The following is a 14,777-nucleotide window of genomic DNA, read 5'->3' on the forward strand; positions in this document are numbered from 1 at the left end:
GATTTATTATGCTTTTCAAAAACCAGCACAGCAGTTACAATGGATAAAATAGCTAGGATTGCAAGAGGTATGAGGGAATAACTATCGCCAAATCCCAATTGAAATATAAATTTTACAATGGAAAAAAGGGCGTATACTGTAAAGAAAACTGCAGTAATCCAATAGACTAGCTTACTTTGGAAAAGTTTTTTATCGATCACTGAAACTGCGTAAAATAAATCAGAAGCACTATCCCTACTATAATCCGGTACCAACCCCACGGTTTGAAACCATATTTGGTAAGGACTCCGATAAAGAATTTGATTGCAATTACAGCCACAACGAATGCCACCAAATTTCCCACAAAGAAGCTCGTGGTATTCTCAGAATTCGCGAAGATCATTTCGTAACCCTTCTGCTCCACGCCGTGGTGGTTCCAGTTCTTCAGGAAAATAGAATAGGTAGTTACAGCAAGCATAGTGGGAACCGCCAGGAAGAATGAAAATTCAGCAGCGGCCACTCTGGTCAGTTTTTGCTGCATCCCCCCAATGATGGAGGCGGCACTGCGGCTCACGCCCGGCATCATAGCCAAACACTGCCAAAGTCCAATAGTGAAGGCCTTTTTGTAAGTAATTTCCTTTTCGTCGTGAACAGTATGCTGTGTGAAAAATCTGTCAATAAAGAGAAGGACAATCCCACCCAAGATCAGAACTACGGCAATAGGCACGGGATCTCCCAGAACGGATTCGATCATATCATCAAAAAGATAACCCAACACCAAAGCAGGAATTACAGCGACCGCAAGCTTGAGATAGAACTTGATATTTGAAAAATCAAGAAATTTTTTCCAGTATAGGAATACAACCGCCAGGATGGCTCCAAACTGTATTGAAACCTGAAACATCTTTACAAATTCATCCTCCTGAATGCCGAAGATTGAACTTGTAAAAATCATGTGAGCGGTGGATGAAACCGGCAGATACTCGGTAAGTCCTTCCACAACAGCAATAAAAATTGCTTTGATTAGATCCATATAAGGGTATTGATTTTAGTAAATTTCGGGGCTACCTGCTTCGCTTCAGGATCGCGTACACCTGAACGGCAAATCCCGCTACCACAAGAAATGGAGCCAGCCTAATCCTGCGAAAGGAGAAAATATCTTCGTTCCAGCTGTTGGGATCAAATTTTCCGTCCACCGTATTGGCATCGGCACCCATCATCAGCAGAAACCCAAGGATGGTAAGTCCCAAACCTATGAACATCCATCGGTAGTTTTCCTTACCAAAATAGAACGGAGCCGGTGTTCTGTTGTCCGCAGTCCCGAAAGAATCGGCAGAGAATTTTGCTGTTTTTTTAGCCATCTTAAGTGTAGTATAAATCGTCAATATTAGACCTCAGGAACCTCCACGTTGCAAATACAGTACTGATTACGGTGATGAAAATACCGATCAGTGCAATTAATCCCACAAGGAGGATAAACTGATTGGTGTCCTGAACAAATGGCGTCTGAATGGTTGATGTAAAATAGTACCACACCCCAAATAAAGCCAAAATACCCAGTACAGCGCCTAAAACTCCCAATATGATTGCCTCCTTTACAAACGGCATAAGGATAAACCTTCTTTTGGCTCCCACCAGCTGCATGGTCTTGATGATGAATCTCTTTGAAAATATCTTCAGTCTGATGGAATTATTAATCAGAACTATGGCAAGAATCAGAAAAAGTATGGAGAACGCCAGAATCCATTTCAGTATCTTATTCAGGTTTTCGTAAATCTGCTGCGACTCGGAGTTGTTCTTCACATCTACAATGCCCGGCACAGTCGAGATTTGTTTGATGGCATCGTTCACTTTTGCGGGATCCACATACTCCGGTTTCAGGGCAATCTCCACCGAGGAGGGGAAGATGTGCGCGTCGAACAGTTTTTCCGAATCAATACCAAGACTGACCCTCGCCTCTTTACTCGCCTGTTCGCGGCTGATGTAGGTGGCTTTTTTTACAGGAGCCAAAGACTTGATCTTCTCCACAGCGTCCAGTTCCTGCTTGGCAAGTTTCAGGGAATCTTTGGCGTCGTAATCCTGATCAAAATAGGCGTTTACCACAAGTTGCTCCTTCAGGTAATCGGAGTATTTCTGAGCGTTGATAAGAATGAGACCGGAAAGTCCGACCAGAAAAAGTACCAAAGCGATACTTACGACCACTGTGATGTTACTTGACCTGAGCCTTCTCCTGTTAAAATCCTCCACTGTTCTAGCCATTCACAAAAATTTTTGGCTAAAATAGAAAAAATCTTCCGAAATTTGCCCGGCGAAGGAGAAAAATGAGTGTTAAGAAAACACAAAATCAGATCAGTAAGACTTCCTGAGACACTGTAGCACAGCCGCAGCGCCGTGCACTTTCCACATAAATAAAACCACATGAGCGTAAGGGCGAAAAAACACCTTGGACAGCACTTCCTGACTGACGAAAACATAGCGAAAGATATTGTTGACGGGCTTACCGGCATCGGTTACAAAACCATAGTTGAAGTGGGTCCCGGTATGGGTGTCCTTACCAAATACCTGCTGCAGACGGACAGCAAGCTTTTTCTGGCAGAAATTGACGACGAATCCATAGCTTACCTCAGGAAGAATTATTCCCAGTTGGGTGAGTCTTCATTTATCGGCGATTTCCTCAAAACGGATTTTAGCTTTGCTGATGACAGCCAGACTGCCATCATAGGCAACTTCCCCTACAATATATCGTCACAGATCTTATTCAAAATAATAGACCACCACAGGATTATTCCGGAAATGGTAGGGATGTTCCAGAAAGAGGTTGCAGAACGGACCGCAGCTGTGCCACGCACCAAAAGCTACGGAATCCTGTCCGTGCTTGTACAGGCGTATTATGATGTGGAATATCTGTTCACGGTTCATGAGAATGTCTTTAACCCGCCACCGAAGGTAAAATCGGGCGTTATCCGGCTCACCAGAAACCTTAAAGACGGCCTGGAGGGAAATGAGGAGATTTTTAAACAGATTGTGAAGGCTGGTTTCAACCAAAGACGGAAAAAACTTTCCAATGCCCTGAAAACACTTGATATTCCGGAAGCCCTGCAGGATCACGGGTTCATGGATAAACGTGCCGAAGAACTTTCGGTAGCCGATTTCATTGCTTTTGCCCAAATATGGAAAAGTCATAAATACTGTTCGTTCGGTTCTGACTTGATTCTTTAATCTTAATAAAAAAGGCTGTCTTACCAATGCAAGACAGCCTTCTTTATTAACTGATTTTTTCTATTCTCTGTTTTTCAACATGATCCAACCTGTTTTATTCACAGGGTTCTTGTTCGCAGGATCTTCATACTTCACCTGGTACCAGTAGGTAGACGTCGGTAAAGTCTTGCTTTGGAAACGTCCTGTCCAGATGGCTGCATCTTTTGTAGCCTTCCAGATTTCTTTCCCGTAGCGGTCGAACACAGAAGCTCCAAAATCCTTGTAGCGACTTATTCCGCTCAGATCCAGCACATCATTTACACCGTCACCGTTTGGCGTGATTACATTCTGAATATGTAATGTGAAGAACGGCAGGGAGCCTACACAGCTGGTATACTTCACACGAACCTGCAGGTTAAGCGTTATGTTGGCAGCCACATTATTGAATACATTGGAATCCTGCCATGTAAATCCATTGTCTATGGAGTACTCTAACGGTCCGTTACTTGGATTGTTTGCCGTCAGGGTTAAAGTATTGGTCTGGAAATCGGCATTAATAATCTGCGGTATCTGTGCCTCAACCACCTGTGTGGTGAAAGTGGCTGTACATTCTCCGTTTCCGATGGTCACCGTATAGATACCTGTTTGGTCTACAGTTACTGTCTGCGAATTTCCGATTACATTATCATCTACATCCTTCCACTGGTAAGTATACCCGGGTCCTGCACCGGCATCCAGCGTGATGCTGTCGCCCACACAGATCTGTCCGGCCACGGGCTGCAGCGTAGTGGAAATCGCAGGGATCACCTCAATAGTGACGGTAGCCGGATTGGTGGACTGACATCCGTTTACCCCTACAGAATACACTGTATAAGTAGTGGTCTGAGTAGGAGCCACAGTAATAACATTGAGCGGTGAGGCGTTGGTGTTCCAGACATAGGTGGCGCCTCCCGTAGCGGTAAGCGTCACCGTTTCACCGGCGCAGATTTTCGTATCATTTGCCGTTACGGTTACAGATGGCGGTGTGAAATTCTCCTGAACTGTTACGGTTCCTGAAGCAGAACAAACTATATCGCCTGGTTGGTAAGCTTTGGTGATGGTCAATGTGTAATTTCCACCGGCGGCCACCACAGGAGTAAGTGTATTGGCACCGGAGAAGATGTAACCGCCGTTTGTAGCTACCCAGCTGAATACGGAGCCTGCGGGATAGGTAGAGCCGCTCGCTATCAGGGTTACCTGCGGATTCGTACAGTTGATGGCCGGTGGCGGTGCAATATCCACGGTGATCTGTGGTGCTTTCACCAACTCTATTTCGGCTATCTTAGGACAGAAACCGGATTTCACCAAAGCATACACCATTACGTTACCCGGACTTGAAAATGCCCCGGGATTGGCAATTACGTTCGCATTCTGAGCCTGGGCATCTGCCAGATTCTCATAGAAGGCATACGTAACGCCGGGCGTACTGCTTATGGCGGTCGTTGTAAGATTCAGGTTAAAATTAACGTTGCCGGGTCCATAACACTGTGTAAAAGTAATGTCATTAACCACCGGAGAAGTGCCGCCGAGGATGGTTACGGAAGCTTCGCCCGGACACTGGTTGCCAGGCACAAAAACCTCAACGGAATACACTCCCGGCGCAGTAGCTACATAGGTAGGATTGGTAGCGCCTGAGATAGGATTGCCGTTCAGAGACCATTGGTAAGTTGAACCTGCTACCTGCACAGAAGCTGTTAATGACTGTGGTGTATTGTCACACATTTCCACCTCTGCGGGTAAGGCTACGCCGTTCGGGTTTAGGATCTGTACACCGATATCGAATGAACCGGCTTCCAGAAATACCGCAGAATCATAACTGCTGTCACGGGCATCGGCAATAACCATCTTGATATGGTAGGACTGTCCCGGAATAACGGTTGCTGTTGCCTCCAACGGGATGGTACGCCCGTAATAGTTGGTTTGGTTAGGCGGCAGCGATCCGAAGTACTGCGCATTAATCGGTCCGCAGGTAAAACTGGCAGGAACGATATTGGTAGCAGTTACCGGTCCGGCCCCGCCCGGAAGTACCGCCAGGTTTGTATACGTAGCACCTGGTGTATTAGGTTTCAGCAACAGGGCAAAGGCATCATCGTAGCCACTGCAGGGGAAACCGCCGGTATATTCTTCCGATGCAAAAATGTAGTTGAATTTCATCTGCGTACTGGCAGGTACGAAGTCAAACTCCAGCACCACTGCATTATAAAGTGAAGCTGACGGATTGGTAGCTGCTACCAGGTCCGGATCACTGTTGGTGCCGGTGCCATCTCCCAGAACGCCGGAATCCGCTGTATTTCCTGCCCTGCGGGCATATCCTGTGGTCAGTACAATACCTTCATCAAAGGGAAACTGTGAAGTCCCCTTGTTAAAATAACCCCAGAAGCGGTTGTTATCTGTCACCGGCTGATTCGGCGAAATGGTAACGTTCGAGATATTTGGGGTACCGCAGGTTGGAGACGCCCCCACCAATACATCGGTCACCAGTTGTGCAGGAGTAAAGTTCGACTCCGGATATGGGGCCACGTTCACATCAATGTAATCCCCTGCTTTGGCTAAGGTATTTATTTCTTTCATGGCCGGCGGCCGGGTTTTCTGACCAAACACTGAGGTTGTGGACAGGAGGCTTAGCGCAATGAAGGAAATACTAAAGTAGTTTTTTAATCGATAATTTAGCATTTTGACAAGTTTTAAACAAATATAACATATATTTTGATTTTCACCTGCCCTAAGTTATAAATTTTCCCAAATAAACATGTATTTAATCCTTATTATAGGAAACACAAATATATTATGCACCAAATAAGGCTCTATGGCTCGTTCTTTAAGCTTTCAATCTGCTCTTCCAACTCCCTGATCTTATCGCGCAGCGTTTTTATAGCCGTCTTGTTGGTGGTAACATGGCTTTTCAGCATTACATTTTTTGCACGTTCCAGTGGGTCCTCCTCATCTTCATCCTCGGCTATATCTTCAATGTCCTCCTGAATGTCCTCAATATCGTCGCTTATCTCCTCGATATCTTCCGAAATTTCTTCAATATCTTCCTGGATATCCTCAATATCCTCCTGGATTTCCATTACGTCGTCACGGAGCACCTCAATATGTTCTGAACTCTTATTTACAGACATCTGGATAAAGATAGCCAGATAGATGGCCTCCAGTGAAAGTACAGTGGTGAGAACAAGCAGCATTTTGTCAAACTCCACCACTCCAAAGATTGGCAAAAGGAAGGCCGTGATGAAAAGTAAAGTATGAACAATGAGCGAGGGTATGGACCCGATCCACCACATCACTCCGTTTGCAATACCTTCCAATACCGTGATTTTCTCAGCAGCTCTTTCCTTAACTTTCATTTGTAATTCCTTTAATTAAAATTCACCGTTTACGCCCATGCCGAAGAGGGCGAAATCATAACGCGCCGGATCTTCACTGTCCAGCTTTCGCAGCGTAATATCCATTTCTGCCACCGCTTTCCAGTCATTCTGCTTCCGCGAAATCAGCTGAAGCTGCCTGCCTGTATTCCCGGTATGCACATCCAGCGGAACTGACAGATGCGCGGGATTAAGGCGCGTCCACAGACCAAAATCCACCTTCCGGTTATCCTGCCTTACCATCCAGCGAAGGTACATCATAAGGCGCTTTGCTGACGAATTTTTATAGGTGGAACTTACATGCTTGGAAGCACGGTGCACCCCGTTTCCCAGGAATTCATTACGAAAGCGTTCCAGACTGTGATAAAAGTCGGATTCGCCGGTGTGCAGCAGAAAATGATTTTCCAGAGTGTCCGATTTGCGGTAAAGCCGCGCAAGGTTGCGGATAAACTGCGCAAGATCATCGCCGTTGAACGTACGGTGAACACTTTTTGACATAAAATGCCGAAGGTCTTCCTCGGTATGATTGATCACAAAATCATAGGGAGAACCATCCATATAGGATAAGATCTTATCGGCGGAATTCAGTATGGATTTGCGGTTGCCCCATGAAATTGTGGCCGTCAGAAATCCCGCAATTTCAACATCCTGTTTCAGCGAAAACCGGTGCGGAATCTGTATGGGATCATTCTCTATAAAGTCCGGATGGTTATACCGGTCGGCTTTCCGGTCCAGGAAATCCTTTAGTTCACTTAATTTCATACTGAGTCTGTAAAAGGCAGTTGGGTACTGCCCTTTCGCCTGCACATTTTCGCAGCAGCTGCTTATTAATTTACTGTTTTTATTTCGTAAGCACTTTCATTACCCAGGCGGTCTACAGCCCGGACAGTGACCGCCTGCAGCTTCTTTCCGGACTTGCTTACTGCCAACGTTTTTGAACGGTCTGCGACATCCAGGATCTCTGTCTCCCACTGATCACCGTACCGTGCATACAGTACCCAACGTTTAACTTTTTGCAGGTCACTGGCAGACCACTCCACCCTGGCGGTATTACCTCCGTTTGAGTAGGTAAGCCTGGGCTTCTCCAGGAGGTTTGTTTTTAGCCAGGGCGTGCGCGGAACCAGCGCTTTGTCACGGTAAGGCCCGTTTTTCAGCGCACTGACCATCTGCGGATTCTGCAGCAAACCGGCTACACTGTAATGTATCTCTCCGTCGCTTTCCTTCAGGATGGTCCGCGAGGTTTTTATCTGGCTCACAATTTCAGCCGACTTATCGGTTACACCCTTAATACCGACCGTATTAAGGCCCGGCCAAAGATGGCGCTTCCGTAAGTTTTCGGAATCCCACCATTTCAACAGTGAACTGAAACGCTGCGGCCCCTCCTCTTTCCAGTACAGCTGCGGCGAAAAATAGTCTATCCAACCCTCGTTAAGCCACAGTTTGGCATCAGCATAAAGCTCATCATACTGTGAGGATCCTGTGATACCTGCCGGGTAACCAGGTTTCCAGATGCCGAAGGGTGAAATCCCGAATTTCACATGGTTTTTTTCGGCCTTAATCTCATCATAGATCCGCTTGATAAACTTATTTACATTTCCGCGCCGCCAGTCGGCACGTGACAGTGTACCGCCTGAAGCAAGATAAACATTCCAGGACTTGTCATCAGGAAAATCCTTGCCACCGTTATACTCGCGGTAAGGATAAAAATAATCGTCGAAATGCAGTCCGTCTATATCGTATCTCCTTACAATGTCTTTTACCACATTGGAAACATGGTCCTGCGTTTTCGGGTTGGAAGGATCGAACCAGTAGGTTCCGTTTCTGAGTTTTACAATCTCGGACGGCATTTTCTTCACCATCGACTCGGAGGTCACAGCACCGCCCGTAGTGTGGAAGGCCCGGTAGGGATTCAGCCAGACATGCAGCTCCATACCTCTTTTATGCGATTCGGAGATCCAGAATTCCAGGGGATCATAGCCGGGAGCTTTTCCGGTTTGCCCGGTAAGGAAGTAGGACCACGGTTCATAGGAACTTTTGTACAGTGCATCTGCTGAAGGCCTCGCCTGAAAGATAACGGCGTTGAAGTTCAGGTTGTGCAGCAAATCAAGCAGGCGGATGGCTTCCGCTTTCTGCTGTTCGTCACTCAGGTTATTACGTGTAGGCCAGTTGATATTGGCCACCGTGGCAATCCAGGCACCGCGGAACTCGCGTTTAACTTCCGGCAGAACCACGGCCGCCGGAGCTGCCTGAGGTACCGTCCTCACCGGAATATTCCTCACAGTTCCGGTTGTGGTGGCGGCAGGTGAATGTGCACTTATTTCAGTTTGCTGCGTTGCACACGAAGATACCGCGGCGAAAGCGCAGAAAAGAGAAAGTTTAATATGTCGGATATTCATCTTACAAAAGCAATAGTATTAAAAGAAAAGATTCCCGCGCTAAAACCCGCGCGTAATCTGATTTACAGCGTATTAATCGCTTTTCCCCCTGTTTAGCTCCAACAGTCATCTTCTTTTAAGATACGAATACAGGCGCAACGCAAATTTGCCAATAAAGTAAAGCAAAAAGAGTCCGATGATGATTGTGAAGGACTGAATGAGGAATAAATCCCAGCTGAAATCATTAACCATACTCAAATGTTTTATGCTAAAGTAATAAAATTATTAAACAGGATGCCTGTAATCCCTTCCTGTGCATCAAAAACCGTTCTATCCTGCAAATATTCAGCGGAATCATCTGAATCCGGAAACAGTAACGAAACCTTCGCTGCGGTCCTTTAACCTGATATGGTACCATTTTCCGTTTCCGGCCAATACCTGCACGGCTGAGGATTCCGAAGTAGTTTTAGCAATACCGTATTCTGTTCCCGGTCCAAGCCGGATATTGGTCCCGGCTTCCAAAGAATTTCCCGGAGGCCTGGCGGCTTCACTTTTGGACGGCACAGCTCTTTTCCGTATGAAGGGATACGGATCTACCGCTCCACCACTGCCGTAAATACCGAAATGCAGATGCGGCGCCCCGCCTTCCGCATTGCCGGTGCTGCCCACCAGGCCGATAGTGTCGCTTGCTTTCACCTGCCTGCCGTCAGTTGCGATAATGCTGTCCAGGTGAGCATAATAGTAAGAATAACCAAACATAGCGTCGCGCTGCCAAACCTGCTTACCGCCCAGGCCGGAATTTCCGGTGCGGGTGATGTATCCGTCTGTCACCGCAACAACAGGTGTACCGCGCGGAGCAAAGATATCCACACCTTCATGGCTACGTGCGCCGCTGTCACGTGCGGCACCCCAAAAGCTTTGCGCATCTTTATTACCCTTCCTGGCCACCGGAAAACCAAGTGAAGGCTGTGTGTAAATACTGACTGTAAAATCACCCTGATGCATAATTTCAGGCTGAATAATTACCCTGTAAACCCCTGTTCGTTCCATAACTTTGGCAAAGAACCCGTTTTTAAGGAGCTCACTTTCCGGAGCTTCGGCTGAAGAATCCACGCTGTAGACATCAATAAAAAACTTAGTGTCGGGATGGTGACCGCTCAGCGTTATCCTTAATTCATCTCCCTGAGTGAGCGGCAGTGAATATCCATAGGCGTACAGGTGATTAGCAGCTGAAAATGCTGTAAAAGTAAAACCGTCTGCGACTTCAAGGCTGTTTGCACCTGCCAGGGAAAACTCTTTTTTCCACTGCGTCATCAGACTGTCCGGGCCGGAAAACTGCCTTTCATAGTTTGCACGCGCCGACGTCTCAAAAAGCCTGCTCACCGACTCCTTCAGTCCTTCACAGGAGGTGACGGTCATCAGAATAATCAGCAGAAAGATGGCGTGTTTCAGTCTGTACATGCCGGCTTTAAAGCAAAAATTCAGCCGCAAAGGGTTGAGTAAAGGTGAAATACGGATCGGTCAGTTATGCTAAAATAATCAACACAAAACCTCATCGCAATGGCGAAATACCAATTCTTCCGCAACGCTTTTTAGGTTTGAAAAAAAAACTTTTGCGAAGGTTTACAGGTTCCTATTAAGGCACCAGAAATTCGAAGAACTTTCTTAAATGGAAAAATGAGTAGTTTTTAACTGCATATTATAAGATTCATCTGTATGTTCTGCATTGTGCTTCGTACGATTAATAGTTAAATTTCTACTTAATAAAATATTTTTTTTGTTAAAGTCTGTTTACGACCTCACACCTAAATTTCACGGTTTAATTTTCCTTATATCCATTTTTCGCTACATTTGTAAGAAACACGATCTTTTGAAAATAATTAACAATCAGGAAACACTTCTTATCAATGAGCTAAAAAACAGCATCACATACGATACTGAAGTTTTCGTCGCAACATCCTATTTTTCCATTCTTGCTATTTATGAACTGCTGTCAAGCTTCCAGGATGCTTCAAAAATCCACATCCTACTAGACAATAGATATATTTTAGAAGATTCGAGGTTTTCATATGATGAAGAAGAATATAAATCGTTTTATGACTTAACATCAAAGTTTAAGGCAGACAAAGTATTGAGTCTCTTAAAAGATAAGGTAGAAATTAGGGAGGGTTCTGTTGGAGGCCAGAAATTTATTCTCACTGTAGAAAAGAATATAACCAACTATTTCATGATGGTTCCTAATGACCTGAACCTAAAAACGTTGGGTATTGAGAAATCCTCCTCCCCAATGTTGCTAACCAATATCATTGATGATAAAAATCAGTTCTTATCGATATTTGAAAATGCATGGTCAACGAGTAAAAAAGATGCTAAGCAAAAGGTAATATCTTTAATAGAAAAAACAGCTAAAATTTATTCCCCGGAAAAACTATACAAATTCACGCTCAATAATATCTTTCAGAATAAAACATTTGATGAGATTGCGGAGCAGCGATTAAATAAAACCGGGTTTAAAAGTTCAGTAGTTTGGAATATGCTCTACAATTTCCAAAAAGATGCAGTCTTGGGCGCCATCGAGAAGATTGAAAGTTTCGGAGGTTGTATCATAGCGGATAGCGTTGGTCTGGGTAAAACTTTTGAAGCGTTGGCGATCATGAAGTATTATAATCTCCGTAACGACCGAATACTGGTGCTCTGTCCTAAAAAGCTGCGCGAGAATTGGGTGATATACAGCATGATTTCAGATGTGCGAAATATTCTTGCTAAGGACCGAATGAACTTTGATGTACTAAATCATACTGATCTCTCACGGGAGAGTGGTATTTCAGGGTTGATTAATTTAGCAACAATTAATTGGGGAAATTATGACTTAGTGGTAATTGATGAAAGCCACAATTTTAGAAATAATAATCCGCGTAAAAACACAATTGGTCGATATCAGCGACTGATGGACGATATCATTAAAGCAGGTGTAAAAACTAAAGTCCTGATGCTCTCAGCCACACCGGTAAATACCAGAATGAATGATATCAAAAATCAAATCGCTTTCATTACGGAGCAGGAAGATGATTTGCTTTTGGATTACGGCATCGAAAGTATTGATACTTCATTGCGCATCGCCCAACAGAAATTCAACGGCTGGTTAAAAGCAAATCGCAGTCAGACTGGTAATCGCGATGGCTTGGTGAACGCATTGAATGGTGATTATTTTAAAATCTTAGATCTTTTAACAATAGCGCGTTCGCGTAAACACATTGAAAAATACTACGATACGTCAGATATCGGAAAGTTTCCGGAAAGATTAAAGCCAATTACAATTCATACAGATTTTGACCTTAGTAAAACTTTTCCTCAAATGGGCGAAGTGAATATGTTACTTAATGACCTTGATCTGAAATTTTACTCTCCTCTGTCGTTTGTTAGAGATGATAAGCGTGAGATGTACGAAAAAAAATACGATTACACCACCAAAACAGGTTCGGTATTTTCCCAGCTCGACCGGGAAAACAGCTTAATCCACCTTATGCGTGTCAATCTGCTTAAGCGTTTGGAGAGTTCTGTTCATTCTTTCACCCTCACTATAAATACATTGCTGAAACAGGTGAATGACTTGCTCGCCCGCATTGAAAAAATAGATACTGATGAGTACTATTCTAACGATTTAGACATCGGAAATTTAGATGCTGATGATGATCGTTTAGATGATTTATTAATTGGGGGCAAGATAAAAGTACTCCTGAGTGATTTAGATTTACTCAAATTCAAAGAAAGTCTCTCAGATGATCAGCGGAAATTAGAGGAACTTTACGCAATGGCCGCCGTAGTGGATGCTGCTCGGGATGCGAAATTGAAAGATTTGCTCCATAAAATTGAAGAGAAACTGGCAAACCCCATTAATGAAGGAAATAAGAAAGTGATTGTTTTTTCTGCCTTTGCAGATACGGTGAAATATTTATATAAAGCATTGTCTGATGATTTAAAAAATGAACATGGGGTATTCTCTGCCTTGATAACAGGAAGCGATGAGAATAAATCGAATATGCCGCACACTAAAATGGATCTCAATTCACTGTTGATTAATTTCTCACCACTTTCTAAAAAAAGAGAAACTATTTTTCCTAATGAAAACAACCAGATTGATATCCTCTTTTGTACAGACTGTATTTCGGAGGGTCAGAATCTTCAGGATTGTGACTATCTGGTTAATTACGACATACACTGGAATCCCGTTAGAATTATTCAGCGTTTCGGTCGCATCGATCGTATCGGCTCCAAAAACGATAAAATTCAGTTGGTAAACTTCTTCCCTAATCTCGATCTGGACAGTTATATTGATCTCATTGCCAGGGTTAAAGGCAGGATGCAGCTGTTGGATACTTCTGCTACAGGCGATGAAAATATTATTGATGAAACCGATGACCAAAAGCAGGATTTAGACTACCGCAAAAAACAAATGCTACAGCTCCAAAACCAGGTTTTGGATTTGGAAGATATCGAAGGCGGCATTTCAATTACCGACTTTACCTTTAATGATTTTAAAATAGATGCGGACCGAATTACAGCAGAAGAACGTGCTGTATTAAATGCCCTCCCAAAAGCCATCTTTTCCATTGTTGAAAATAACCTTGATGAAGGAAAAACAGGTGTGATTTTTTGCTTTCGTGAGATGGGTACTGAAGATGCTAAGGCCAAATTACACAATAACATTTTATATCCCTATTCTTTGTGTTTTATTGCAGACGATGGTTCGGTTTTCATCCCTTCGGAGAATCCGAAGAAATGTTTGGATTTCTATAAAAAGTTATGTGCCGGCCAAAAAGATATTTTACCCCAGCTAATTTCCTCATTTAATCAGCAGACCAAGAGCGGAAAATACATGGACACTTACCGTACACTCATGAATGCTGCCCTGACTCATTTGCATGGCGTAGATGCCGAGGTCGGAATAAACACCCTGGCGTTGCCCGGAATATCCCAGCTGTCTAAAAATGACATAGAATACGATGCGGAATTAATCTCCTTCTTAATCGTTAAGTAAATGGAGTTTATACCTTTCATTTCTTCCGTTTTTGCCTTGCCGGCTACTGCTGTTAACATACAGAAGCTACCTAAAACTTTTTTCTACAAAAGTTTCGATTTGCTGCCTTCGGAAAAGAAAATGATCGAGGATCCGGCCATTCTTGAGCAGTTCGAAATATTATCATTGATTAATCCACGATCAGCTAATATTCCCGCGGTTCATACAGAAGAAGAAACCTATGACGAAATCATTTTTCTGTTGGTCAAAACTTCTTCACTACATTTTGAAAGTCATAAAACCAGGATTGCCGAAGTATTGCATAAATACATTCCCAACCATCTAATGGTAGTTGTGTATGGCGACGATAAAATGTTGCTCTCCATAGCGGAAAAGAGGATCAATCAAAATGATAACACCAAAAGAATAATAACCCAGGTATATTGTACAGAAAATATCAATTGGCCCAACCCTGTTACTCAACATCAGTTATTTTTAGAAAAGCTGGCCTTTCATGAAGCCAATACCTTCAATCTGCAGCAGTATTATCAATACTTTATACAGTGCTTCTCAGGGCTGCTGCTTACCGAATCCACTGGTCAGTTCAGATTAAGATCATTTGAAAGAAGTAAACAGGATGTGGCGGTAATGAATCAAATTCAGGAACTGAACAACCAAATAATTGCCTTACAAAATCAGGCAAAAAAACAAAAACAAATGTACGAAATGGTTACATTAAATACCATGGTCGCGGAGAATAGAGCTGCAATTAAAAAGCTTCGTGACTCACTCGAAAATTAACAT

At 43.8% G+C, this 14,777-nt stretch carries 11 protein-coding genes; 3 read left to right on the forward strand and 8 right to left on the reverse strand.

Annotation, left to right across the window (positions count from 1 at the left end):
* Positions 1-196 precede the first annotated feature (196 nt).
* Genes F7R58_RS08200 through F7R58_RS08210 form a run of 3 tightly spaced genes read right to left on the reverse strand, consistent with a single transcriptional unit; the run spans position 197 to position 2,238 of the window.
* On the reverse strand, positions 197-1,012 hold the full coding sequence (locus tag F7R58_RS08200; RefSeq protein WP_158064445.1) for an undecaprenyl-diphosphate phosphatase: 816 nt from the start codon (positions 1,010-1,012) through the stop codon (positions 197-199).
* 31 nt (positions 1,013-1,043) lie between these two features.
* Positions 1,044-1,340: a DUF3098 domain-containing protein gene (locus tag F7R58_RS08205; RefSeq protein WP_158064446.1), complete on the reverse strand. Its 297-nt coding sequence runs from the start codon at positions 1,338-1,340 to the stop codon at positions 1,044-1,046.
* Between the two features lies 1 nt (position 1,341).
* Positions 1,342-2,238, reverse strand: coding sequence for a cell division protein FtsX (locus F7R58_RS08210; protein WP_158064447.1), 897 nt, complete (start codon positions 2,236-2,238; stop codon positions 1,342-1,344).
* A gap of 159 nt (positions 2,239-2,397) precedes the next feature.
* On the opposite strand from F7R58_RS08210, the gene rsmA reads away from it, so the two are divergent.
* Positions 2,398-3,198, forward strand: coding sequence for a 16S rRNA (adenine(1518)-N(6)/adenine(1519)-N(6))-dimethyltransferase RsmA (gene rsmA / locus F7R58_RS08215; RefSeq protein ID WP_158064448.1), 801 nt, complete (start codon positions 2,398-2,400; stop codon positions 3,196-3,198).
* A gap of 60 nt (positions 3,199-3,258) precedes the next feature.
* On the opposite strand, the gene F7R58_RS08220 is transcribed toward rsmA, so the two are convergent.
* From F7R58_RS08220 to F7R58_RS08240, 5 genes are all read right to left on the reverse strand, one after another.
* Entirely contained in the window at positions 3,259-5,889 is a 2,631-nt protein-coding gene (locus tag F7R58_RS08220; protein WP_158064449.1) for a choice-of-anchor L domain-containing protein, read from the reverse strand.
* A gap of 131 nt (positions 5,890-6,020) precedes the next feature.
* Positions 6,021-6,563 (reverse strand): DUF1003 domain-containing protein, encoded by a 543-nt coding sequence (locus F7R58_RS08225; RefSeq protein WP_158064450.1) that lies wholly within the window; start codon positions 6,561-6,563, stop codon positions 6,021-6,023.
* Positions 6,564-6,578: 15 nt separating this feature from the next.
* Positions 6,579-7,343 carry a TIGR02757 family protein gene (locus F7R58_RS08230; RefSeq protein ID WP_158064451.1) on the reverse strand — a complete coding sequence of 255 codons (765 nt, stop codon included), beginning with the start codon at positions 7,341-7,343 and terminating at the stop codon, positions 6,579-6,581.
* 65 nt (positions 7,344-7,408) lie between these two features.
* Positions 7,409-8,977, reverse strand: coding sequence for a glycoside hydrolase family 10 protein (locus F7R58_RS08235; protein WP_158064452.1), 1,569 nt, complete (start codon positions 8,975-8,977; stop codon positions 7,409-7,411).
* Positions 8,978-9,310: 333 nt separating this feature from the next.
* Positions 9,311-10,417, reverse strand: a complete 1,107-nt coding sequence (locus F7R58_RS08240; protein WP_158064453.1) for a M23 family metallopeptidase — start codon at positions 10,415-10,417, stop codon at positions 9,311-9,313.
* 409 nt (positions 10,418-10,826) lie between these two features.
* On the opposite strand from F7R58_RS08240, the gene F7R58_RS08245 reads away from it, so the two are divergent.
* Both F7R58_RS08245 and F7R58_RS08250 read left to right on the forward strand, forming a co-directional pair.
* Complete coding sequence (locus F7R58_RS08245) at positions 10,827-13,994, forward strand: helicase-related protein (RefSeq protein WP_158064454.1); 3,168 nt, start codon at positions 10,827-10,829, stop codon at positions 13,992-13,994.
* Positions 13,995-14,774, forward strand: coding sequence for a DUF4391 domain-containing protein (locus F7R58_RS08250; protein WP_158064455.1), 780 nt, complete (start codon positions 13,995-13,997; stop codon positions 14,772-14,774).
* Positions 14,775-14,777 lie beyond the last annotated feature (3 nt).

It is taken from the genome of Chryseobacterium sp. (assembly GCF_008831505.1).
Lineage (GTDB): Bacteria > Bacteroidota > Bacteroidia > Flavobacteriales > Weeksellaceae > Marnyiella.

Excerpts from the sequence above, each read along its gene's own strand:
- F7R58_RS08200 (WP_158064445.1), bottom strand. The coding sequence starts at position 1,012 with ATGGATCTAATCAAAGCAATTTTTATTGCTGTTGTGGAAGGACTTACC.
- F7R58_RS08235 (WP_158064452.1), bottom strand. The coding sequence starts at position 8,977 with ATGAATATCCGACATATTAAACTTTCTCTTTTCTGCGCTTTCGCCGCG.
- F7R58_RS08250 (WP_158064455.1), top strand. The coding sequence starts at position 13,995 with ATGGAGTTTATACCTTTCATTTCTTCCGTTTTTGCCTTGCCGGCTACT.
- F7R58_RS08240 (WP_158064453.1), bottom strand. The coding sequence starts at position 10,417 with ATGTACAGACTGAAACACGCCATCTTTCTGCTGATTATTCTGATGACC.
- F7R58_RS08205 (WP_158064446.1), bottom strand. The coding sequence starts at position 1,340 with ATGGCTAAAAAAACAGCAAAATTCTCTGCCGATTCTTTCGGGACTGCG.
- F7R58_RS08230 (WP_158064451.1), bottom strand. The coding sequence starts at position 7,343 with ATGAAATTAAGTGAACTAAAGGATTTCCTGGACCGGAAAGCCGACCGG.
- F7R58_RS08220 (WP_158064449.1), bottom strand. The coding sequence starts at position 5,889 with ATGCTAAATTATCGATTAAAAAACTACTTTAGTATTTCCTTCATTGCG.
- F7R58_RS08210 (WP_158064447.1), bottom strand. The coding sequence starts at position 2,238 with ATGGCTAGAACAGTGGAGGATTTTAACAGGAGAAGGCTCAGGTCAAGT.
- rsmA (WP_158064448.1), top strand. The coding sequence starts at position 2,398 with ATGAGCGTAAGGGCGAAAAAACACCTTGGACAGCACTTCCTGACTGAC.
- F7R58_RS08225 (WP_158064450.1), bottom strand. The coding sequence starts at position 6,563 with ATGAAAGTTAAGGAAAGAGCTGCTGAGAAAATCACGGTATTGGAAGGT.